Below are 20,743 nucleotides of genomic sequence, written 5' to 3'. Positions count from 1 at the left end.
GCTCTTGGATATGGCGAATCTCGACCATTCCTCCAGCGACAACCACAGGGAGACCAGGCAAGAATCATTCACCGGTCTTCAACAGGTCGGGGCGGCTCTCCAGTCCGCCCGAGAATCCCAGGGCCTGAGCCTTCATCAGCTGGCCGAAGGCCTGCACATGGGCGATGAGCAGCTCAAGGCCCTTGAAGCCGGTGACCGCGCCAATCTCGCCGAAACCGTTTTTGTTCGTGCCACGGTGCGACGTGTAGCCGACAGGCTACGGATGGATCCAGAGCCCTTGATCGCCGCCCTTCGCGATCTGGATGGCGTTAGCTCCGACCAACGCTCCAAACGCTCCACTGCGAGATCCACGGCGAGATCCACTCCGGCCCAAGCTCCTGGACAGACCGGTGCAAAACCCAACCAGAGCGGACGTTTAATCCGAATCGCAACGGTGGCCGTGGCCGTGGGGGCGGCAGTCGCTGCCGGTTGGAGCTGGAGCCAAACCACCTTCCGGCCTCAGCCCTTGCTGCCGCAACGACCACAATCAGCCTCGGCTTCCGTCCCATCGCTCCAGCCAACACCCCCTCAGCTGCCGGCCAGTCAAGGGCTCGAGGTGACTGATCAAGTCTCCACAACCAGGGGCAGCAACAAGTCGGTCACCATTTTCACGAAGGAGCCCAGCTGGATCGCTATCCGCGATCGAGAACGCCAGCTTCTGTTTGAAGGCATGGTGGACTCCCAAAAAACCGTCGACGCAAGCAACGGCATTGAGATCTATGCCGGCAGGCCGGATCTGGTGACGGTGAACGATGACGGTGAGAGCCAAGGCCCCTTGGGTGCGATCGACCAGCTGCGTTGGTATCCCATCACTGCTGCACCTTCACCTTCAGTGCCAAACCCGTCGCTTCCTGCAACACCGGCGAACAACCCTCGAGGCTCCACTGCTCAAGACTGAGGTTCTGGTTCAGTCGCTCTGGCACCAGTTCAAGCGAGAGAACCCCCGTTTTTGTTTTGACGCGGATCAAATCGACCACCGGTTCAGGGCGTCGATCGAGGGCTGAAGCCAGACGAAGCAACAAAGCCATCTCAGACACGGTGCGGCGTTCAGAGCGCGTTTGCAGGGCCTGCCAAGCCTCATGCCGCTTTTTAGGCAGGCTGCGGCGGTGGTAACGGGCGATCGCCGCAACCATCAAGTGTTCGGTTTCGGAGTAACCGAGCAGCTCACCGTGACGAATCAAATACCAGGAATGCTTGTGATAAGCGCTGAGGTTGATGTGCTGACCACAGGCATGGAGCATGGCCGCAGCCCAGAGCAACTCCCGTCCCAAGCCGGTGTCCCGATGCAGCACACCGGCGGTGTTGTCATAAAGACAGAGAGCATGCTTGGCGACCCGTTCCGCCCGCTTCTGATCAACAGCGAAACGCTGTACCTGATGGATGACAGTGCGCTGGCGAATGCTGCTCTGAAAACTGAAGCGGTCTTCGAGAAGACCGTGACGCAACATCCAGTCAACGATCAAGCCCTCCCGAAGAGCCCTTTCGCTCAGAACCATCTCCTCAACGTCGAGCATTTGCATGGTGGTCTGCAGGATCAACGCGCCCGGCACGATGATCTCGGCACGTCGGTCGTTGATCGGCGCCAAACCCTTGCGCTGCTCAGGGGAGAGCGTCAGCAAACGCTCAACAACCCGGTCAAGGCGATCACGATCCAGGCGATAGCCATGCAGCTTCAGCGGAGCACGGTCGTCCTCGCTGGCGGCGAGAGCGCCAATCGCCATGGCGGTGCCACTGGTGGCGACCATCACAGGCGTTTCTCCCGGCTTGATGCGCCGCCGAACCTTGTCGACTGCAGGCTCCAAGGACCCTTGGATGTAAGCCCGTAGGAAGGCCTGTCCCTTGGGCGGCAGAGGATCTTCCCTGACGAAATCACGCTGAAGCCGTACGGCTCCGACGCGGGTGCTGGTGAGGGCGCGGGCATCGCGTCCGTCAGCCAGGATCAGTTCGGTGGATCCACCGCCGATATCCAGCAGCAGGTGAGGGCGGTCCCCAAAAGACATGCCAGAGAGCACCCCGAGGTAGATCAGTCGCGCCTCTTCAGGACCACTGACGAGATCGACATCGAGATCGAGTTCATCTTTGACCTGTTGCAGAAACTCACGGCCATTCGGTGCTTCCCGCACGGCACTGGTGGCCGCCGTGACAATCTGCTCAACCTGATGGCTGGCGGCCAGATCGGTGAAGCGGCGCAGGGCATCCATGCCACGCGCGAGTGCCTCCTCACTGAGGTGTCCCGTGGCAGCATCCCGTTCTCCGAGCCTTGTGGTGGATTTCTCCGCCAGCACAACACTGAAGGTGCGCAAGCTGGGATCCACCGCTGCGACCAACAGGTGGGTGGAATTGGTGCCGATGTCGATCGCGGCGACGCGTCTCAGCTCTCTCACGCCCTGGCGCTGAGCGTTGTCAGATGACGCGGCGTCGGCACCTGCCATCAGCAGAGACTTGCAAACCGCTCACACTCTGGCATCGGTCAATGGCGTGGCCATCAAGCACCGCCGCAGGGAAGGGAGTGCCTAAGGTTTTTTGAAACACCGCTCAACGTGATCGGCGCACTACAACGCCAAGTCAATCCGGCCTTGGCCGCCTGGATCCAACTTTTGCGCTGGAACAAACCCAGCGGACGACTGATTTTGCTAGTGCCGGCCGGATGGAGCCTCTGGCTCTCTCCCGAATCTCCGCCACCAGTCTCCCTCGTCCTGCTGATCATCGTCGGTGGTCTCGCCGTGAGTGCGGCAGGGTGCATCGCCAATGACCTCTGGGACCGACGCATCGACCGCCAGGTGGAGCGCACCAAAGGCCGTCCTCTGGCCCGAGGAGTCCTGCCCTTAACGGTGGCCATTGCCTCATTGCTGGCACTGCTGCTGCTCAGCCTGCTTGTGGTGCTGGGCCTTCCGTCACCAGGACGCGGCCTATGCCTTGTTCTGGCCCTGCTGGCGCTACCACCGATCCTGCTTTATCCGTCGGCCAAACGCTGGTTCCCCTTCCCTCAAGCCGTTCTGGCGCTCTGCTGGGGCTTCGCCGTGTTGATCCCTTGGGCCGCGGCTGAAGGAGAGCTAACAGCCACACCAGCTCTGTGGCTGTGCTGGCTGGCGACGATGGCCTGGACCTTCGGCTTTGACACCGTGTATGCCATGGCCGACCGGCTCGATGACCGTCGTCTTGGCTTGCGCAGCAGCGCCCTCACTCTCGGCAAGGCCTCCGTGCCCGTCGTGACCGCCTGCTATTCCCTCACTGTGCTGGCCTTGGGGGTCGCAGCCATCGAGACAGGTGTGGGGGCTGCCTTCTGGCCCTGCTGGTGCGTCGCTGCAACCGGCATGGTTCTGGAGCCCAGGCGGTTGCAGCGTCTAAGCCAGCAGCCGATGTCGGTCTACGGCCGGCACTTCAAACATCAGGTCTGGCTGGGGGGGCTGTTGCTGTTTGGCCTCGTGCTGGGCGGGCTACAAGGATGAGCAGACTCACAGCGCCTCTGCGCAACGGCGACGCCGTCCATGTGGTGGCAGCCAGCTCGGCCTTTGATGACCCCGAAGCGCTCAGCCAGGGCCTGGAGGTACTCAGTCGCTGGGGCCTGCAAACGGATCCCACTGGAATCCCTAGGCGTCGGTGGGGCTACCTAGCGGGAGAAGACCACGAACGTCGCAACGACCTTTACCCCGTGCCGGCAGCACCACTACTGGCCTGTGCACGCGGTGGCTGGGGGGCAGCGCGCCTGCTGGAACAGCCAATCCATTGGCGACCAGGCTGGCTACTGGGCTTCTCCGACGTGACCGCCCTGTTGCTGGCTCGCTTCAGCGCAGGGCTTGATGGAAGCATTCACGGCCCCCTGCTGAGCACCCTGGCGGCTGAACCGGACTGGAGCCAGCAGCGGCTGAAAGATCTGCTGTTCGGGCAACCACTGCCTGACCTACAGGGCATCAGCTGGGCTAGCGGCACAGCACGGGGGCCCCTGATCGCAGCCAATCTCACCGTGGCCTCCCATTTACTAGGGAGCCCCCACATGCCAGGCCTCAGCGGAGCAATCCTGATCCTTGAAGACGTGGGGGAGAGTCCTTACCGGATCGATCGCATGCTCACCCACTGGCGCCTGACCGGTGCGCTGCACAAGCTGTCTGGCCTGGGCTTCGGACGTTTCAGCGGCTGCGAGGACGAAGAGGACAGCGATGGATTCGCTTGTGCCGAGGTGCTGCAGGAGCGCAGCCTCGATCTAGGCATTCCCGTTGTGGCCGACCTGCCACTGGGGCATGGGCCTGGTGGCAACGCCGCCCTCCCAATCGGGAGAGAGGCCTGTCTGGATGGTGACCGCGGACAACTCAGGCTGATCGAAACGACAGCACCGCCTCGGCAACAATCAAATCAAAAGGAGTGGTGACCTTGATATTGGCGGGGCCAGCGTCCAACACCTTCACATCCCAACCGAGTCGTTCATACAGCGAGGCATCATCGGTGACTTCCCAGCCAAGCCGAAGGGCCTCGGCATGCCCTTGGCGCAACTGATCCACAGCAAAGGCCTGGGGTGTCTGGGCAGCCCAGAGTTCGGAGCGATCTGGTGTGGCCGTGATGAAGCCTTGATCATCCACCCGCTTGATCGTGTCGGTCACAGGCGTGGCAGCGATGACGGCCTCACCCTCAAGCACAACCTGAGCACAGCGGTCGAACAGGGCCGACTCCGCCAGACAACGGGCCCCATCGTGAATCAACACATGGGAGGCCTCTGCAGGCAGCCCCGCCAGACCACGCAGCACTGATTGCTGCCGCGTGCTGCCTCCCTCGATCCAATGAATCGGTTTAGCGGGTGCCAGGGGCTGGGCCTCAGCGATCAGGGCCTCAATCGCAGCACGATCGACCTCTTGCCCGACGATGCCGATCCAGCCGACCGTCTCCGCCTTTAAGGCAGCCTCAAGCGTCCAAGCCAGAACGGGACGTTCCCGCAGCGGCAGCAACAACTTGTTGCGGTCGCCCCCCATGCGACGACCGCTTCCGGCGGCAGCGATCAACAGATGCACAAGCGACTCCTGCGGCCGGCAGCGGGATACGGCCTCCATACAATCAGCTCGCACCCTCCTTGTGCTGCTGGTTCATGCGTGTTCTTGTCCTAAGTCCGGGGACTCTTCAGCAGCAACTCGAGCGTATCCCCGCTCTGGCCGCTGCTGCTGAACAGCTCAACGCCACCATTCAGGTGGCCTGTCCGCTCGCCCACCGCCAGGGATGGGAGCTGCTTCCAGCCGTTGAGAAGGTGATCCCCTTCGGATTCGACGAGGACTCCAATCTGTCGGACTGGGCCAATCTGCTTGGCACCGTGCGCGAACCCGACTTCCAGGTGTGTTTCAACTTCGCCTCCGGGCGACAGGTGAACCTGATGCTCAGCATGAGCCATATCCCCACACGAATCGCCCTCGACGGTTTCTCCACCACCGACCAGATTCAGCCCGGTAGTGGTTGGAAGGCCCAGAAGACCAGCAGTTTTCTTCAGCCGATCGGCCTAAAGCTCGATGCCGACGCCTTCCGCCTGTCCCTGCCTGCTGCAGCGCTGGAATTAGTGCGTGCCGACCAGCCCGCCGGTGACGGTCCCTTGCTGCTGCTTGCTCCTGGTCAGGACAACAACGACTGGCCCGCCGATCGCTGGCAGCGGCTGCCAGACACCATCCGCCAGCGCTTGGACTCTTTGCGCAGCCAGCACTTACCGGCTGGAGGGAAGCTCAACATCCGCGCCGCCCAGGTGGCCTGCTCGGATGTGGTGCTCAGCAGCTGCCCCGTCACTCAGCTTCTGGCGGTGTATGCCGGTGTGCCACTGGTGGCCCTTGGAGCGGATGAGGCCGATCTACCAACACGTCAAGGGGTGCGCTGCCTGGGGGGTGCGGGCTCTGATCTCCGCGACCTCAGCGAAGAGGACGTGCTTTCCGCTCTCGGGTTCTGATGCCAAAGAAGCGACTGGGCCAGTCCAGCCGCAGACCATCCTTCTCACCATGGCGGCTGGTGCCCAATCTGAGGCTGCTCGCTCAACCCTGGATCGGCCCCCTGCTGGCGCTGGTGGTGGTGGTCCTCACAGGGGCCGTCGGGTACCGGGTCACCGAGGGTTGGGACTGGGGGGATTGCTTCTGGATGGTGCTGATCACAATCAGCACGATTGGTTACGGCGAAGTGGAGCCCCTCTCGCACGCCGGGCGGTTGGTAACGGTCTTGATCATCGCCGGGGGCATTGTGGTGGTCCAACTGACCATCCAGCGCATCCTTGGCCTGACCGAGGCCGGCTACTTCCGCCAGTTGCGAGCACTGCGCTTTCGACGCAAACTCCGGCGCATGCACGATCACGTGATCATCTGCGGCTATGGCCGTATCGGCAGGGAGATCGGCGAACAACTCCTTCAGGAGAACATCGCTGTCTTGGTGGTGGAGCTGGACCCCCAGCGAAGCCAGGCCGCCCAGGAACGCGGCTTGCGGGTGCTGGAAGCGGATGCCACAGGAGATGAAACCCTCCTCGAGGCCGGGCTGAATCGCTGTCGCAGCCTGGTGGCAGCGCTACCCAGCGATGCCGCCAACCTCTATGTAGTGCTCAGTGCCCGTGGCCTGCAGCCGAACTGTCGACTGATTGCACGCTCCGACAGCGAAGAGGCAGCAGCGAAGCTGAAACTTGCCGGCGCCAGTGTGGTGGTGAGCCCCTATGTCGCCGGGGGACGGGTGATGGCAGCGTCTGCTCTGCGCCCCCTCGCCGTCGACTTCATGGAGTTGCTGGTGGGCTCCGACTGCGAAATCGAGGAGTTCCAACTGAGCAACAACCCGCTGCTTCTGCACAACCTCCCGGGGCAGACCCTGGCAGATCTTCAGCTGGGGCGAAGAAGCGGAGCCTTTGTGCTTGCCATTCGGGACCGGGGCCGACTGGTGGCCAATCCCGGTGGCGATATGCGCCTGGAAGCAGGGCAGCTTCTGGTGGTGCTGGGCAGCAAAGAGCAACTGATGCGCTTCCGCGAGCTGCTTGGCCCTGCCGTGGACATGGTGGAGACCATGGGCGGTTCCGCCTCTGGATAAGCGCTCCCTAACCCTTCCCGGTTGAGCCCATACGGGGCGGATCCCTACGATCCATCCACTGTGGAGCCCTTCATGACGTCCAACGACTCCCTCAACGGCCAGACCGCTCTGGTGACCGGTGCCAGCCGCGGCATCGGCCGCGCCGTTGCTCTGGCTCTTGCTGCGGCGGGCGCTGAAGTGGTGGTGAATTACTCCAGCTCTCCGGATGCAGCAAACGCAGTGGTAGCAGAGATCACCTCAGGCGGAGGCAAGGCCTATGCCCTCCAGGCCAACGTGGCTGAAGAGGAAGCAGTCGAAGACCTGATCAAAACCGTGCTCGAGCGCAGTGGACGCATTGACGTGCTGGTGAACAATGCCGGCATCACCCGCGACGGACTGCTGATGCGGATGAAGACAGCCGACTGGCAATCGGTCATCAACCTCAACCTCACCGGTGTCTTCCTTTGCACCCGTGCCGTCACCCGCACGATGCTCAAACAAAGGAGCGGGCGGATCATCAATATCACCTCCGTGGTTGGCCTGATGGGCAATGCCGGCCAGGCCAATTACGCCGCCGCCAAAGCCGGAGTCGTAGGACTGACCCGAAGTGCTGCCAAGGAAATGGCCAGCCGCGGCATCACCGTCAATGCCGTCGCTCCCGGATTCATCGCGACGGACATGACCAAGGATCTCAATGCCGAAGGGATCCTGGCGGCCATCCCCCTGGGCAGCTTCGGGACACCTGAGCACATCGCAGGCACCGTTCGTTTCCTGGCGGCCGACCCTGCAGCCGCCTACATCACCGGCCAGGTCCTGCAGGTGGACGGCGGCATGGTGATGAGCTGAGCATCAGCGTTCTAGGGGTTGATTCAGTTCATCCCGCAGCCGGCGGATGCGCTGCAGCAGGCGCAGCCGGCGGCTGCGCTCCGTGGCGGTGAGGAACAGCCTCAAGGGTGCATAGATCAAGGCCATGCCACCCGCCAGGGCCGCAAACAGGGTGAAGGACTGAAAGCCGGGTTCATCCATGGCCGGACCATAACGAGCCGAGTTGGGCCGGACAGCATCAGGATCGCTTCGATTCGGCTTTCCCCACCAAACGGGCGGTCCGAAGGGTCAGCTTCCTGTGGGACATTGACCAGCGGGTACCTGTAGAACATGGCCAAACTCCTCAGCTTTTCGGATGAGTCCCGCGGCGCGCTCGAGCGCGGTATGAACGCCCTTGCCGATGCCGTGCGCGTCACGATCGGCCCCCGCGGACGCAACGTGGTTCTGGAGAAAAGCTTCGGCGCTCCTGACATCGTCAATGACGGCGACACCATCGCCAAGGAGATCGAACTCGAAAGCCCGTTCGAAAACATTGGCGCCAAGCTGATTCAGCAGGTGGCGTCCAAAACAAAAGACAAGGCTGGCGACGGCACCACCACAGCCACCGTGCTGGCACAGGCCATGGTGGAGGAAGGTCTGCGCAACACCGCTGCAGGCGCCAGCCCGATCGAGCTGCGCCGAGGCATGGAGAAGGCCGTTGCCCATGTGGTGAGAGGCCTCTCCCAACGCAGCCAGGCCGTGAGCGGCCAAGCCATCGGCCAGGTTGCCACCGTCAGTGCCGGTGGCGACGAAGAAGTTGGCCGGATGGTCTCCGAAGCCATGGACAAGGTGAGCGTCGATGGCGTGATCACTGTTGAAGAGTCAAAATCCCTGGCGACCGAGCTGGAGGTCACCGAGGGCATGGCCTTCGACCGGGGCTATAGCTCCCCCTATTTCGTCACCGATGGCGAACGCCAGCTGTGCGAATTCGAGAACGCACTGCTGCTTCTGACCGACCGAAAGATCAGTGCGATTGCCGATCTGGTTCCCGTTCTGGAAACAGTCCAGAAGTCCGGCTCACCCCTCGTCGTACTGGCCGAGGAAGTGGACGGCGAAGCCTTGGCCACGCTCGTGGTGAACAAGAACCGCGGCGTTCTTCAGGTAGCAGCCGTTCGCGCACCCTCCTTCGGCGAGCGACGCAAGGCCGCACTGGCTGATATCGCCATCCTCACCGGTGGCACCGTGATCAGCGAAGACCGTGCCATGACCCTCGACAAGGTCACTCTGGACGACCTGGGCCGTGCCCGCCGCATCACCATCACGAAAGACAGCACCACGATCGTGGCCAGTGAGGAGCATCGTGCAGCGGTCAATGAACGTGTTGGATCGATCAAGCGCGAACTCGACAACACTGAATCGGACTACGACCGCGAAAAGCTGAGCGAACGCATCGCCAAGCTTGCCGGCGGCGTTGCAGTGATCAAGGTGGGGGCGCCGACAGAAACCGAACTGAAGAATCGCAAGCTGCGGATTGAGGATGCTCTCAATGCAACCAGGGCTGCCGTTGAGGAAGGCATCGTGGCCGGCGGTGGATGCACCCTGATCGAGCTTGCTGAGGGACTCGATGATCTCTCCGCGCAGCTGCAGGGTGACGAGTGCACCGGGGTGGAGATCGTGAGGCGTTCTCTAAGCGCACCCCTACGCCAAATCGCGATTAATGCTGGAGCCAATGGTGACGTGGTGGTCGAGGAAGTGCGTCGCTCTGGCAAGGGATTCAACGCCCTCACCGGCAACTTTGAAGACCTTCTCCAGGCCGGCATCGTCGATGCGGCCAAAGTGGTACGCCTGGGGCTTCAGGATGCTGTTTCGATCGCATCTCTGCTCATCACCACTGAAGTGGTGATTGCCGATAAGCCCGAACCTGCTCCTGCTGCAGCGCCAGGAGCCGATCCCATGGGCGGCATGGGCGGCATGGGCGGCATGGGCGGCATGGGCGGCATGGGCGGCATGGGCATGCCCGGCATGATGTGATCCACCGCTCAAGGCTGGCGCGATCCACTCTCAGAGGGAGCGCACCAGCCGAGCATGGATCCTGCAGACCGCGAGTGCCTCCCGAGGCGGGCGACTGCAGAGCCGCCCCAGCTCATGATTCAGAGCCTGCAGCTCCCCCATTGGCAGCCCTGCAAGAGGCATGGCAAACACGAGACCGCCGAGGGCAAGAGGCAACGGCAGACAAAACCGGAGTCTTTTCATCGGTCTCACGCGTCTCAGTCACATTGTGCGTCCAGGCGGCCCCGTGGTGTCAATCCCTCAGATTCGCTTCAAAGCCCTAAAGCGGATGGCTTGATCAACCCGCCATCTGGCGGCAATACGCTGCCACTTGCAGATCCACGCCAGTGATCGCTGTGCCCACCACCACACAGTCGGCACCCTGCTCAAGCACTTGTGTGGCCATCACGGCTGAGGCAATCCCTCCTTCACAGATCAAGGGCACCTCTTGCGGCAACTGAGCACGCAACGGCGGCAACAGCTCCAGCCCAGGCGGCGTTGATTCAGCCGTCTCAGCGGTATAGCCAAACAGGGTTGTGCCCACCCAACGACAGCCAAGCTGGGCTGCACGCAATCCATTCGCAACGCTATCGACATCAGCCATCAAGGGGAGTTTCAGTTCCCGATCAGCGCGTTCAACCAGAGCTTCCAAAGACTCTCCATCCGGTCTTGGCCGTGATGTGGCATCGATCGCCACCACATCGGCCCCAGCACCCCAAACAGCCTGGATCTCCTGCCAACGCGGTGTGATGTAGACCTCACTATCAGGAAATGTACGTTTCCACAGCCCAATAATGAGGGCCTCTGGACAGCGGCGACGCACAGCTCCAATGTGCTCAGGACTCTCGAGACGTACTCCGACTGCACCGTTGTTAAGACTCGCCTCTGCCATGGCGGCGATCACTTCGGAATCTCGCATCGGCGAGCCCTCAGGCGCTTGAACAGACACGATTAGCCCCCCCCTGAGGGCTGCCAGATCCAGACAGCTCATCAATCAGGAAGCTCGTGGCAGCTCGTCAGGGGATGCAGTCGGCAGCCATCGACGCAACCGATGCAAACGAGGAGACGGAGGTGGAGGAACCGCCCCTGCGGGAGACAGTCGATCCAGCAAAGGCTTGTCGATGCCTTCAGCCTCGTTGGCGCCCTCATCCGTACTAGCCACCTCATCGACGGGGGCTGTATCGAGGCAATCGGCGTGTTCGCTTTTGAACCGAGCCAGTGGAGAAGGCTGTGCAGGTGTTCCGATGGGTGCGACAGCTGCCAACGGTGAAGGCGTGGCCGGCTCAGCATCAGCAGCGGGATCAGCAGTGGGCTCCACAACAGTCAAGAGAGGTGGGGATTCAGGGCTCTCGACCGGCTGAGGCAACGTCCCCACTCCGTAGCGATGCACCCACTGGAGTTCAGCACGATTGATCGCCAACTGATCACCCTGAGCACGGGCATCGTTGAGCTGCTGCAACTGAGCGTCCCGTCGACGCTGAGGGGAAGGGGCACGAGAGGCAGTCACAGGATTAGGAAAGCTTGCGGTTGAGTAATGGGCGGATCAGCAGGAACAGTCCCACAGTGAGCAGCATCAAGACCAGGAGGCAGACATAACCGCTCACCGGACCATAGGGTGCATCCAGAAGGACGACCGATAGATCCAGAGGGCCGGCATAGGCAGCACGGATTGGTTCTATGGCGAAGGTAAGTGGATTCAGTGCTGCAAGCCAGCCCAACCAAGGCGGCATGAACGACAAAGGTGCTAAAGCCGTGCTGGCAAAGAGCAAAGGCAGATTGAAAACGAAGATCACCGCGATCAGCTCAATGTGCCCTGGCAGAGCGAAGGCCAGACCGAGGCTGAGGGCCGTCACTGCAAACACCAAGAGCAACAGCGTGATCAACACCAGCCCGAGGCCTGCCATCCCAGGCCAGCCATAACCGAGCAGGGCAGCAGTGGCCATGATGGCCAAACTCTGAATCAAGCTCAAGGTGGTGATATAGATCACCGATGCCAGCACGATCGAACTGCGACTGCGCAGAGGCGCCACCAACAGACGATTTAGAAAGCCGAATTCCCGATCAAACATCACCGGCAACCCGGCATTGAGAGCAGCACTGAAGGCGGTGAAGACAATCACTCCGGCCCCGAGAAAGCGGCCATAACTGATCCCGCCTGGCAACAGGCCCTCAGGAGCCCTCGAGAACAAGGCCCCAAACAGCACCAGCCAGATCAGGGGTTGTAGGACCCCGGCCACCAATGTGGAAGGACGGCGTTGCAGCTGCAGAAACAGACGACGCGTTAGAGCCATCGTTTCCTGCACCAGTTCAGCCATCGGAGCGCTGGTGGGTGTAGCAACAGGACTGGTCATCAGGAGATTGGATCAGACGAAAGAAGCTGAGAAGCAAAGACGAAACAAAATCGGCGAAAGCAACAATCCGGAACCTCAACGCATGGACTGCTTCCGCTCCTGCTTGGTGTCCCGCTGACCGGCAACAGCCAGTTCCGCATCCATCAGAGTGCGACCGGTGGCCTGAAGGTAGACATCATCAAGGCTCGGCCGGCTCTGGGCCAGGGCAAACACCGGCAAACCTGCTTGATCAAGCTGCTGACGCAGACGTTGCAGCACCTGATCTCCTTCCACAACCAGATTGAGGGAGTACCCCTGAGCCCGGTTGACCACGATCTGAAGCACGCCCTCCACAGGCTGGAGCAGGCGTTGGAGTCGCTCTGCCTCGAGCTGATCGCTGAATTCACGCACCCGCAGGGTCACCCGATCACCACCGAGCCTCTGCTTGAGCTCATCTGGTGTGCCTTCGGCGATCACACGCCCTGCATCGATGATCGCCATCCGGTCAGCAAGAGCCTCCACCTCTTCGAGGTAATGACTACTGAGCAAGACCGAGGTGCCCTGCTGGACCAACTCCCGTAGCACCTGCCAAATCGCGCCACGGCTTTCGATGTCCAGACCGACAGTGGGTTCATCTAAGACGAGCAGTTGGGGTCGATGCAGCAGCCCTGACGCAAGATCCAACCGGCGACGCATCCCACCGGAGTAGGTCCCACAACGGCGATCGATCCAATCCTGCATTCCCAGCAGTGCGATTAGCTCTTCCATGCGCTTGTCGCGATTCGCAGGCTGAAGGTGATAGAGATCACCCTGAAGCTGCAGCAGCTCTCGACCGGTCAGAATTTTGTCGATGGCCACCTCCTGGGCCACATACCCCATCAGACAACGCACAGAGCGGGGATCTTGCAAAGCATCGATGCCTGCTACCTCAACCGTGCCCTGATCAGGAGCCAAGAGAGTGGCGAGGATCCGCAACGTCGTGGTCTTGCCGGCACCATTGGGGCCCAGCAGGCCATAAAGACACCCCTCAGGCACCTCCAGGCTGAGGTCTTCGAGCGCCTTCACTGGCCCGTAGGACTTCTGGAGATGTGCCAGCTCCAACAAGGGCATTGAGCTGTAGCGGGAGGATCGGGATGTGAATCTAGGCAGCGATCTGTGGAAGCCCACGGATCAGCATGTCGAACACAGCATGAACCTGATCATCAAACACGACAGAGACAGGCAGGCGACTGAGGATCAGTAGCAGGCAGATGCCAAACAGATAAAGGATGGACCAGCGAAACAAGCCCTTCGCCCGTTCTGTGCTCTCAGGGGCTTCGGCCAGATTGTGCACCATCTGCAAGAGACGGGCGTTGAAGGGGAGTAGTAACAGGCCATAAAGAAGACCGCCTTCCGGCAAGGCCAACACACCAAAGCCACTCAGCACAACCGTGGCCCAGCCGTAGCGACGGATCGCGCGAGCGGTGACAACCGGACCCTTCACCACTGGAAGCATCGGGATGCCGACAGCTCGGTAGTCATCGCGGAGCAAGAGGGCTAGGGCCCAGAAATGGGCCGGAGTCCACACCATCACCAGAGCAAACAGCCACCAACCGCTGAGGCCCACGTGCCCCGTGGCCGCAGCAGCGCCCACCAGAGGGGGGATCGCTCCAGCGACTCCGCCAATCACGATGTTCTGGGGTGTTCGCGGCTTGAGCAAGGCCGTATAGAGCAGCACATAGCTGCACAGACCAAGCAACGACAGCCCCGCCGCCAAGCAGTTCACACCGCTCACCAACAGGAGAGCAGCCGCCAGAGTGCAGGAGACGGCACCAGCGAATGCAGTGCTAGGGGAGAGGCGGCCGGAGGGAAGTGCACGGCCACTGGTGCGATGCATGCGACCGTCCAGCTCCTGCTCCCAGAGGCAATTGAGAACTCCGGCGGCAGCAGCAGCCAAAGCCCCTCCGCCAAGAGTGCAGGCCAATCGCGGGGACGACAAAGGCCACCCCTCGCTCAGGGCCATCCCACCCAGGGTCGTGGCCAGGAGAAGGGGAATCAGACGCGGCTTAGCCACCTCAAGCCAAGCCGGCAGCTTGACCCGTTTTCGAGAAGGCACCACCTGATCACGGGTGATGACCTGAGAACTTGTTGCAGTGGAGCTAGCCATGACAAGGCTCCAGAGAGGAGGAATCGAGAGGTGCGGCATCGGGCTGCGCCGACAGCTGAGGCCGCCTGCAGGTGAGGGCTGCCAAGAGCGCAACCAGGAGGCAGGCCACCAGTTGATGGGCCACGGTGAGCGAGGGCTGAGCCAGTCCGAGCCGCAGCGTGAACACACCGAGCGCGATTTGCAGCAACACAAGGGATGCCACGGTCAGCAGCAGGGGCCATTGCCGCCGAGCCCAGCCCCCGGCCACCATCGCAACGGCAACGAATAGACAGACGGTGAGCGCTGCTGGTGTCGCCGCAGTGCGATGCCAGTGCAACCACTGACAAGCCTGGCCAGCATCAAGACATCGCTTGGCCGCCCAGGATGTCGCCATCCGTCCTCCCAGCAGGCACTGGGCACTCACCGCCAGCACGCTCAGCCCTCCCAGCAGTCGCCACCAAAGTGGAGAGGAAGGCGCCAGAGACGACGCTTGCGGAGCCAGCAAGAGCTGACTCAATCCGCTCATCAGCGCCACAAGCAGAAGGCCCAGCGCTAAATGCGCTGTCACCACTCCAGAAGGGAGGAGATTCAGCACCGTGAGTGCACCGAGGCCACCCTGGACAAGCACCAACAGCACAAGAACGGCACTGCAGGGCAGAAGCCACGTGGGCAGCTGACGCCGCCACCACCAGGCCGCCCCCAGCTGAACCAAGAGGGCAATGCCGATCACGAAGGCATCAAGCCGATGAAACCATTCCAGAAAAACCTGGACGTTCATCTGCCTGCCCGGCAACAAGGAGCCGTAGCAGAGAGGCCAGTCAGGACAGGCGAGACCCGCTTCCATCACTCTGGTGGCGCCACCGATCACAACAAGGGCGACAAGGGCCACCACAAGATGACTGGCCAGGAGAGCGAGACGATGCCGAATCGGCAACGAAGAGGAGCTAACCAACGGAACGCCCCCCTAGGCAGCAACGTGAATAGTCGGAACGTAGCGATCTAATCGACAACGGCACGGTCTATGGCCGTTCGCAACATCATTCGCCCACATTCACGGCACAAACGTCTCCTTCCGCTGACAGATTCACGGCAAGATGGTCACAAACGCAGTCGCCCATAAGGATTTCGACGCGCAGCATCATCAATATTCCAGGAATTTCCAAACGGCTTAACAATCAACGTGTGGTTGCCATCTGACGATGCCCATAGCCTGAAATGAATCACGGATCGTGCCGTGCCAATCCCCTCTTCGATTCTCACCCTTGTTCTGGGGATGATCCTGGTACTCGGTGGACTCTGGATCGGCCAGAACGTCAACCTCCTACCCGCCGATGCCAGTGCCAATGCACCCGTCTACGACGAACTCTTCCGAGTTCTCTTCAGCATCGGGACCATCCTGTTCATTGGCATTGTCGGGTTGGTGATCTTCAGCCTGATTCGCTTCCGCCGCAGGCCGGGCCAACGCGGCGATGGCCTTGCGATCGAAGGCAACCTCCCTCTGGAAATCTTCTGGACAGCAGTTCCCGCGATCGTGGTGCTGTTCGTCGGTCTGTACAGCTACGACATCTATGACCGCATGGGCGGCATGACCCCGCTCAACCACGGCATGGATCACAGCGGCATGCTTCACAGCGGCATGCTTCACAGCGGCATGGATCACTCAGCTCCGATGCAGGATGCGCCACCTCCTGACGAGCATGGAGAACGGGTTTGGGGAGGGATTGGCACCAGCTCCATCCAGGCGAAGGATGGTGGTGCCATTGCAGCCGTGCCCATTGAGGTCACCGCAATGCAATTTGCCTTTCTCTTCCGCTATCCACAGGGCGATTTCATCTCCGGCGAGCTGCATGTGCCAGCAGGAAAGCCCGTCAGCCTGCGCATGGAAGCGAAAGACGTGATCCATGCCTTCTGGGTGCCTGAATTCCGACTCAAACAAGACGTAATTCCTGGACAGCCGACCGTACTGAACTTCACCCCCACAAGGCCGGGCACCTATCCGATCGTCTGCGCAGAACTCTGTGGTCCTTATCACGGTGGGATGCGCACATCTGTCGTCGTTGATGACCCCGAAAGCTACGAGGCCTGGTTCAACGCCAACAACACTTTGGAGGTCGCTGACGCATGACTGTCTCTCTTACACCTGAGGGTGAACAACACAGACCTTCACTGCAACCGACTGGGTGGCTGCGCTACTTCAGCTTCAGCGTCGACCACAAGGTGATCGGTCTCCAGTATCTGGTTTGTGGATTTCTCTTCTATCTGATCGGAGGTGCTCTAGCAGGGGCCATCCGCACCGAACTGGTCAGTCCGATGTCGGACTTCATGCCGAGAGATGTTTATAACCAAGTGCTCACCCTGCACGGAACGGTGATGATCTTTCTCTGGATCGTCCCAGTTGTGAACGGGGCCTTCGGCAATTACCTGATCCCGTTCTACGTAGGGGCCCGCGACATGGCCTTCCCGCGGTTGAATGCAGTTGCATTCTGGTTAATTCCCCCAGCGGGGCTGTTATTGATCAGCAGCTACTTCATCACCGGTGCAGCCCAGTCTGGATGGACCGCCTATCCACCGCTCAGCACCACGACCGCAGCCAGCGGACAAGTGATCTGGATCTTGAGCGTGCTTCTTCTAGGCGGAAGTTCAATCTTCGGTGGCATCAATTTCATCGCAACGGTGCTCAAGCTGCGACGACCTGGATTAAAGCTGATGCAATTACCGATGTATTGCTGGGCCATGCTGGGCACAAGCATTCTCGTCGTACTCTCGACCCCAGTCCTCGCAGGCACACTCATTCTTCTTAGCTTCGATATTGTTGCCCATACCGGATTCTTCAATCCAGGTCTTGGCGGGAATGTGGTGGTGTATCAACACCTGTTCTGGTTCTATTCACATCCAGCCGTTTACATCATGGTGCTACCAGCCTTCGGACTGGTGAGTGAGATTCTGCCGGTGCATTGCCGTAAACCGCTGTTCGGCTACGCAACGATGGTTTACTCAATCATGGCAATCGTTGTGTTGGGCCTGGTGGTGTGGGCCCATCACATGTTCACCAGCGGTACGCCTCCATGGATGCGCCTGTTCTTCACCATCGCCACCGCCTTCATCGCCGTTCCCACAGGCATCAAGTTCTTCAACTGGCTAGCCACCCTCTGGGGAGGACGAATTGCCTTAAACAGCGCTGTTCTCTTTTCATGCGGGTTCATTATCAATTTTGTGCTCGGAGGCATCACAGGCGTGGCCTTAGCCCAGGTGCCATTCGATGTTCATGTGCATGACACCTACTTTGTCGTCGCCCACTTCCACTACATCGTCTATGGAGGCACGGTGTTTGTGATCTTCGCGTCGATCTATCACTGGTATCCGAAGGTCACCGGTCGCATGCTCAACGAAACGCTGGGTCGCCTTCACTTCCTGCTCACCTTCATCGGCTTCAACCTCTGTTTTGCCCCCCAGCACTGGCTGGGCCTCAACGGCATGCCAAGGCGGGTGGCGGAATACGACCCACAGTTCGCTTTCATTAATCAGCTCAGCAGCGCTGGGGCACTGCTGATGGCCATCAGCACCCTTCCTTTCCTCTGGAACGTGGTCGCCAGCGCTTTCCGAGGTGAAATCGCCGGCGACAACCCCTGGAACGCTCTCACACCTGAATGGCTCACCAGTTCACCGCCACCGGTCGAGAACTGGGAAGGGGAAGCACCTCTCGTTCATGAGCCTTACGGCTACGGCGTGCCCATCGACCAAATCGACCTAGCGGCTGCCAGCGGCAGTGACCTCTGGAGCAGCGGAAAATGACCACCCTCAAGCCATCAAGCACCGACGTCGCCAGCACCGCGACTGACCACGCCCATCAGGACCACCGCATGTTTGGTGTCGCGACCTTCTTGGTCGCTGACGCGATGACCTTTGCCGGTTTCTTTGCCGCTTACCTCACCTTTCATGCCGTCAATCCGCTTCAGCCCGATGCCATCTATGAGCTTGAGCTGCCCCTACCGATCCTGAACACGGTGTTACTGCTGGTGAGCAGCGCCACCTTCCACAAAGCCGGGCAAAACCTGCGCAAGGGTGCCAACCAGGTGTGCCGCCAGTGGCTGATGCTGACCGCAGTCCTCGGCCTGGCCTTTCTGGTCAGCCAAATGGTCGAGTACTTCACCCTGCCCTTCGGGCTCACCGACAACCTCTTCGCCAGCACCTTCTATGCCCTAACTGGCTTCCACGGCCTCCACGTCACGCTTGGGGCCTTGATGATCCTGATCGTTTGGTGGCAATGCCGCACTCCAGCCGGCCGGGTGACCTCTGAAAATCAGTTCCCGCTCGAAGCCGTTGAGCTCTACTGGCACTTCGTTGATGGGATCTGGGTTGTGCTCTTTCTGATTCTCTATCTGATCTGAGCACAGCCCTGAGCAAGGCCCCTACAACAAGCATGAAGCCTGCAGGCAGAAAGAAGAGGCCAAAAAGCGAGCATGATCCTTGCGGCAATTGCTCAGAATCGCCAGAATTCAATTAACTCTTCCTGATCAGATGCTGGTCGGCCAGGAACTCCTCGACAAAGCGCGCGCCCTCAGCAATCGGCGTGAAGATGAAATCGCACGTGGATGCGGCTATGTGGGCCCTAGCGGACGGGTACTCAAGAAAAGCTTCTACAAGGCACTGGTAGAAGCGAAGGGATACACGCTTCCATCCGCCAGTGGCAATGCTGGTGGTGGCACCAGAGGCCGGCAGGCAGAATTCCGCACCAGGGTGCATGGGAATGGCAATCTCTTAATCGGCCATGCCTACACAAGACGGCTAGGTCTTGAGCCCGGGCAGGAATTCCGAATCGAACTTCACAAAGACTCCGGCTCAATCTGGTTGCTTCCACTTGAGGAAGACGCAGCCATGAGCGGTGATGCGGCCCTATCTGATCAGACCGGATCAGACCAAGCCACCTGAATCAACCCCCGCGATCGGCAGGGTTCAATCGGCTTCAACGCTTGAAGGTGTTGAAGCCGATTGAAGGTGTTGGACAGCGTCAAGCCGTTGCTGGCGGATCCTGACCATCGTGAAGACTGGAACTGAAGGCGATCAAGTCGATCCCGCTGAACAGGAAGCTGATGCCCACAAGGGTCCCCAGCACCCAGAGAAGACCCCAGAACTTAAGGGTGACGATCAGCAGGCCAAGGATGAACGTGATCACGCCATTCGCAATCGCCCAGCCAGCACCGGGTCGACTGCTGTTGATGAGGCCGCTGAAGAAAGCCACCACCCCCTCAACCAGAAAGACGATACCGATCGCCAAAGCGAAGACAGCGACCTGCTCGAGGCTGTCTTGACGCAGATCCTTGAGAATCGAACCTCCGGCCACGATGAACAGGGTCGATACAACAAGACGCCAGAAGCACACCCAGCGCCCCATCCGTCCTGCACGGGCCAAGTTGCTGATCCAGCCCACCAAGCCGCCGATCAAGAACAAAACACCGACAACAGCCACTGTCCAGACAGAGGCCAAGACGGGAAACACAAGGGCAAGAATGCCAAGCACAATCAGCAAGACACCTTCGGCGATGGCAAAGGCCTTGAAGCTGCCCAGAGAGTCAGGGCGCTCATCAACAGTCATTGTTGGTTCACAGCGAACAACTCCCGCAAGGTATTGACGACCTCGCGGGACGGCCACGTTTCATGACCGTTTCACCGGCGGCACCGCTCAGCTCCAGCCGTGGTCCGTCAGCCATGCATTGGTGATCGCGGCGTCATTCGGATTTTGCTCCATGTCGCCACCTGAGCCGGTCTGGGCCAGCAGCCGTTCGGCATAGCGAGCGATCAGATCCGCCTCCAGATTCACCACAGCACCAACCGAAAGATGCTTCAGAGCGGTGGATGCCCAAGTGTGCGGAATCACCGCGACCCAAAAGCGACGTCCTGCCTCGGAGCAGCCCGCCACCGTCAGGCTGACCCCATCCACGGCGATGCTCCCTTTCTCACAGACATAACGGCCATAGGAGGGGTCTCGCCACTGCAGCTCCAAGCGCCAGGACTGCGGCAACGCCTGCACCGCCACAACCTCTCCAGCCCCGTCGACATGACCGCTCACCAGATGGCCACCAAGCCGATCCTCCAGCCGCAAAGCGGGCTCGAGATTCACCGCACCACGTTTCAGAGCCTTGCTTCCGAGTGTGGTGCGATGCAGTGTTTCCTCGCTCACATCAGCAAGGAAGCCATCACCGACGCATTCAGCAACGGTTAGACAGACCCCATCGACAGCAACGCTATCGCCAAGTTGAAGCGGCAGAAAAGGGCCACATCCAGCCACAAGCAGTCGCTGACCACGTCGCTGCACGGATCCAACAGCCTGCACCAGCCCAGTGAACATCGCTTCTCCGCCCATGGCCTTTCCTCTGGCCATAATCGGATAAAGGGCAGA

At 60.6% G+C, this 20,743-nt stretch carries 23 protein-coding genes; 11 read left to right on the top strand and 12 right to left on the bottom strand.

Annotation, left to right across the window (positions count from 1 at the left end; translation table 11 throughout):
- Nucleotides 1–10: 10 nt before the first annotated feature.
- Nucleotides 11–937, top strand: coding sequence for a helix-turn-helix domain-containing protein (locus DXY10_RS08660; RefSeq protein WP_115018546.1), 927 nt, complete (start codon nucleotides 11–13; stop codon nucleotides 935–937).
- Here the strand turns inward: DXY10_RS08660 and DXY10_RS08655 are convergent.
- Nucleotides 849–2,471, bottom strand: coding sequence for a Ppx/GppA phosphatase family protein (locus DXY10_RS08655; RefSeq protein ID WP_115018545.1), 1,623 nt, complete (start codon nucleotides 2,469–2,471; stop codon nucleotides 849–851). The genes DXY10_RS08660 and DXY10_RS08655 overlap by 89 nt on opposite strands.
- A gap of 108 nt (nucleotides 2,472–2,579) precedes the next feature.
- Between DXY10_RS08655 and DXY10_RS08650 the strand changes: the two genes are divergently transcribed.
- A complete protein-coding gene (locus DXY10_RS08650) occupies nucleotides 2,580–3,488 on the top strand; it encodes a 4-hydroxybenzoate polyprenyltransferase (protein WP_115018543.1) in 909 nt (302 codons plus the stop codon).
- Nucleotides 3,485–4,405: an LD-carboxypeptidase gene (locus DXY10_RS08645; RefSeq protein ID WP_115018541.1), complete on the top strand. Its 921-nt coding sequence runs from the start codon at nucleotides 3,485–3,487 to the stop codon at nucleotides 4,403–4,405. The genes DXY10_RS08650 and DXY10_RS08645 overlap by 4 nt, the downstream gene beginning before the upstream one ends.
- Here the strand turns inward: DXY10_RS08645 and ispD are convergent.
- The gene (ispD, locus tag DXY10_RS08640) at nucleotides 4,347–5,039 is read right to left on the bottom strand and encodes a 2-C-methyl-D-erythritol 4-phosphate cytidylyltransferase (protein ID WP_115018800.1); all 693 of its coding nucleotides are present in this window, start codon (nucleotides 5,037–5,039) and stop codon (nucleotides 4,347–4,349) included. The two genes, DXY10_RS08645 and ispD, sit on opposite strands and share 59 nt — an antisense overlap.
- A gap of 74 nt (nucleotides 5,040–5,113) precedes the next feature.
- Between ispD and DXY10_RS08635 the strand changes: the two genes are divergently transcribed.
- From DXY10_RS08635 to fabG, 3 genes are all read left to right on the top strand, one after another.
- Nucleotides 5,114–5,950, top strand: coding sequence for a glycosyltransferase family 9 protein (locus DXY10_RS08635; protein ID WP_115018540.1), 837 nt, complete (start codon nucleotides 5,114–5,116; stop codon nucleotides 5,948–5,950).
- The gene (locus tag DXY10_RS08630) at nucleotides 5,950–7,059 is read left to right on the top strand and encodes a TrkA family potassium uptake protein (protein ID WP_115018538.1); all 1,110 of its coding nucleotides are present in this window, start codon (nucleotides 5,950–5,952) and stop codon (nucleotides 7,057–7,059) included. Before DXY10_RS08635 ends, DXY10_RS08630 begins: the two co-directional genes overlap by 1 nt.
- Nucleotides 7,060–7,131: 72 nt before the next feature.
- On the top strand, nucleotides 7,132–7,884 hold the full coding sequence (gene fabG / locus DXY10_RS08625) for a 3-oxoacyl-[acyl-carrier-protein] reductase (protein ID WP_115018798.1): 753 nt from the start codon (nucleotides 7,132–7,134) through the stop codon (nucleotides 7,882–7,884).
- 3 nt (nucleotides 7,885–7,887) lie between these two features.
- Here the strand turns inward: fabG and DXY10_RS14595 are convergent, their stop codons facing one another.
- Nucleotides 7,888–8,064: a hypothetical protein gene (locus DXY10_RS14595; protein ID WP_170953788.1), complete on the bottom strand. Its 177-nt coding sequence runs from the start codon at nucleotides 8,062–8,064 to the stop codon at nucleotides 7,888–7,890.
- A 129-nt stretch (nucleotides 8,065–8,193) separates the two neighbouring features.
- Here DXY10_RS14595 and groL point away from each other — a divergent pair, with 129 nt between their 5' ends.
- Nucleotides 8,194–9,873 carry a chaperonin GroEL gene (gene groL, locus DXY10_RS08620; RefSeq protein ID WP_115018536.1) on the top strand — a complete coding sequence of 560 codons (1,680 nt, stop codon included), beginning with the start codon at nucleotides 8,194–8,196 and terminating at the stop codon, nucleotides 9,871–9,873.
- A 30-nt stretch (nucleotides 9,874–9,903) separates the two neighbouring features.
- Here groL and DXY10_RS08615 read toward each other — a convergent pair whose 3' ends face one another.
- The 7 genes from DXY10_RS08615 to DXY10_RS08585 form a co-directional block, all read right to left on the bottom strand.
- Complete coding sequence (locus tag DXY10_RS08615) at nucleotides 9,904–10,095, bottom strand: hypothetical protein (protein ID WP_115018534.1); 192 nt, start codon at nucleotides 10,093–10,095, stop codon at nucleotides 9,904–9,906.
- 94 nt (nucleotides 10,096–10,189) lie between these two features.
- A complete protein-coding gene (locus DXY10_RS08610; protein WP_115018533.1) occupies nucleotides 10,190–10,882 on the bottom strand; it encodes an N-acetylmannosamine-6-phosphate 2-epimerase in 693 nt (230 codons plus the stop codon).
- Between the two features lie 3 nt (nucleotides 10,883–10,885).
- Nucleotides 10,886–11,398, bottom strand: a complete 513-nt coding sequence (locus DXY10_RS08605) for a hypothetical protein (RefSeq protein ID WP_115018531.1) — start codon at nucleotides 11,396–11,398, stop codon at nucleotides 10,886–10,888.
- Between the two features lie 4 nt (nucleotides 11,399–11,402).
- Complete coding sequence (locus tag DXY10_RS08600) at nucleotides 11,403–12,242, bottom strand: ABC transporter permease (protein ID WP_115018530.1); 840 nt, start codon at nucleotides 12,240–12,242, stop codon at nucleotides 11,403–11,405.
- A 75-nt stretch (nucleotides 12,243–12,317) separates the two neighbouring features.
- Entirely contained in the window at nucleotides 12,318–13,331 is a 1,014-nt protein-coding gene (locus DXY10_RS08595; protein ID WP_115018529.1) for an ATP-binding cassette domain-containing protein, read from the bottom strand.
- Nucleotides 13,332–13,362: 31 nt separating this feature from the next.
- Nucleotides 13,363–14,367 carry a heme o synthase gene (locus DXY10_RS08590; RefSeq protein WP_115018528.1) on the bottom strand — a complete coding sequence of 335 codons (1,005 nt, stop codon included), beginning with the start codon at nucleotides 14,365–14,367 and terminating at the stop codon, nucleotides 13,363–13,365.
- A complete protein-coding gene (locus DXY10_RS08585) occupies nucleotides 14,360–15,298 on the bottom strand; it encodes a heme A synthase (RefSeq protein ID WP_115018527.1) in 939 nt (312 codons plus the stop codon). The genes DXY10_RS08590 and DXY10_RS08585 overlap by 8 nt, the downstream gene beginning before the upstream one ends.
- Before the next feature lie 282 nt (nucleotides 15,299–15,580).
- Here DXY10_RS08585 and DXY10_RS08580 point away from each other — a divergent pair, with 282 nt between their 5' ends.
- The 4 genes from DXY10_RS08580 (at nucleotide 15,581) to DXY10_RS08565 (ending at nucleotide 19,275) form a co-directional block, all read left to right on the top strand.
- Nucleotides 15,581–16,471, top strand: coding sequence for a cytochrome c oxidase subunit II (locus DXY10_RS08580; protein WP_115018525.1), 891 nt, complete (start codon nucleotides 15,581–15,583; stop codon nucleotides 16,469–16,471).
- Entirely contained in the window at nucleotides 16,468–18,138 is a 1,671-nt protein-coding gene (gene ctaD / locus DXY10_RS08575) for a cytochrome c oxidase subunit I (protein WP_115018523.1), read from the top strand. The genes DXY10_RS08580 and ctaD overlap by 4 nt, the downstream gene beginning before the upstream one ends.
- Nucleotides 18,135–18,734, top strand: a complete 600-nt coding sequence (locus tag DXY10_RS08570) for a cytochrome c oxidase subunit 3 (RefSeq protein ID WP_115018521.1) — start codon at nucleotides 18,135–18,137, stop codon at nucleotides 18,732–18,734. The genes ctaD and DXY10_RS08570 overlap by 4 nt, the downstream gene beginning before the upstream one ends.
- Before the next feature lie 130 nt (nucleotides 18,735–18,864).
- Nucleotides 18,865–19,275, top strand: coding sequence for an AbrB family transcriptional regulator (locus tag DXY10_RS08565; RefSeq protein ID WP_115018519.1), 411 nt, complete (start codon nucleotides 18,865–18,867; stop codon nucleotides 19,273–19,275).
- Between the two features lie 79 nt (nucleotides 19,276–19,354).
- Here DXY10_RS08565 and DXY10_RS08560 read toward each other — a convergent pair whose 3' ends face one another.
- Both DXY10_RS08560 and DXY10_RS08555 read right to left on the bottom strand, forming a co-directional pair.
- Nucleotides 19,355–19,939 (bottom strand): HdeD family acid-resistance protein, encoded by a 585-nt coding sequence (locus DXY10_RS08560; RefSeq protein WP_115018517.1) that lies wholly within the window; start codon nucleotides 19,937–19,939, stop codon nucleotides 19,355–19,357.
- An 87-nt stretch (nucleotides 19,940–20,026) separates the two neighbouring features.
- Complete coding sequence (locus DXY10_RS08555) at nucleotides 20,027–20,692, bottom strand: riboflavin synthase (protein ID WP_115018796.1); 666 nt, start codon at nucleotides 20,690–20,692, stop codon at nucleotides 20,027–20,029.
- Nucleotides 20,693–20,743: the final 51 nt, after the last annotated feature.

It is taken from the genome of Synechococcus sp. UW140 (assembly GCF_900474295.1).
In the GTDB taxonomy this organism is placed as follows: Bacteria; Cyanobacteriota; Cyanobacteriia; order PCC-6307; family Cyanobiaceae; genus Synechococcus_C.
This window is presented reverse-complemented; position numbering and strand designations above follow the sequence as displayed.

What these genes read in the sequence shown, in the direction of transcription:
- DXY10_RS08635 (WP_115018540.1), top strand. Translation starts at nt 5,114, where the DNA reads ATGCGTGTTCTTGTCCTAAGTCCGGGGACTCTTCAGCAGCAACTCGAG.
- DXY10_RS08610 (WP_115018533.1), bottom strand. Translation starts at nt 10,882, where the DNA reads ATGAGCTGTCTGGATCTGGCAGCCCTCAGGGGGGGGCTAATCGTGTCT.
- DXY10_RS08590 (WP_115018528.1), bottom strand. Translation starts at nt 14,367, where the DNA reads ATGGCTAGCTCCACTGCAACAAGTTCTCAGGTCATCACCCGTGATCAG.
- ctaD (WP_115018523.1), top strand. Translation starts at nt 16,468, where the DNA reads ATGACTGTCTCTCTTACACCTGAGGGTGAACAACACAGACCTTCACTG.
- DXY10_RS08560 (WP_115018517.1), bottom strand. Translation starts at nt 19,939, where the DNA reads ATGACTGTTGATGAGCGCCCTGACTCTCTGGGCAGCTTCAAGGCCTTT.
- DXY10_RS08555 (WP_115018796.1), bottom strand. Translation starts at nt 20,692, where the DNA reads ATGTTCACTGGGCTGGTGCAGGCTGTTGGATCCGTGCAGCGACGTGGT.
- DXY10_RS14595 (WP_170953788.1), bottom strand. Translation starts at nt 8,064, where the DNA reads ATGGATGAACCCGGCTTTCAGTCCTTCACCCTGTTTGCGGCCCTGGCG.
- DXY10_RS08565 (WP_115018519.1), top strand. Translation starts at nt 18,865, where the DNA reads ATGCTGGTCGGCCAGGAACTCCTCGACAAAGCGCGCGCCCTCAGCAAT.
- DXY10_RS08630 (WP_115018538.1), top strand. Translation starts at nt 5,950, where the DNA reads ATGCCAAAGAAGCGACTGGGCCAGTCCAGCCGCAGACCATCCTTCTCA.
- groL (WP_115018536.1), top strand. Translation starts at nt 8,194, where the DNA reads ATGGCCAAACTCCTCAGCTTTTCGGATGAGTCCCGCGGCGCGCTCGAG.
- DXY10_RS08600 (WP_115018530.1), bottom strand. Translation starts at nt 12,242, where the DNA reads ATGACCAGTCCTGTTGCTACACCCACCAGCGCTCCGATGGCTGAACTG.
- DXY10_RS08655 (WP_115018545.1), bottom strand. Translation starts at nt 2,471, where the DNA reads ATGGCAGGTGCCGACGCCGCGTCATCTGACAACGCTCAGCGCCAGGGC.
- DXY10_RS08595 (WP_115018529.1), bottom strand. Translation starts at nt 13,331, where the DNA reads ATGCCCTTGTTGGAGCTGGCACATCTCCAGAAGTCCTACGGGCCAGTG.
- DXY10_RS08660 (WP_115018546.1), top strand. Translation starts at nt 11, where the DNA reads ATGGCGAATCTCGACCATTCCTCCAGCGACAACCACAGGGAGACCAGG.
- fabG (WP_115018798.1), top strand. Translation starts at nt 7,132, where the DNA reads ATGACGTCCAACGACTCCCTCAACGGCCAGACCGCTCTGGTGACCGGT.
- DXY10_RS08645 (WP_115018541.1), top strand. Translation starts at nt 3,485, where the DNA reads ATGAGCAGACTCACAGCGCCTCTGCGCAACGGCGACGCCGTCCATGTG.
- DXY10_RS08615 (WP_115018534.1), bottom strand. Translation starts at nt 10,095, where the DNA reads ATGAAAAGACTCCGGTTTTGTCTGCCGTTGCCTCTTGCCCTCGGCGGT.
- DXY10_RS08570 (WP_115018521.1), top strand. Translation starts at nt 18,135, where the DNA reads ATGACCACCCTCAAGCCATCAAGCACCGACGTCGCCAGCACCGCGACT.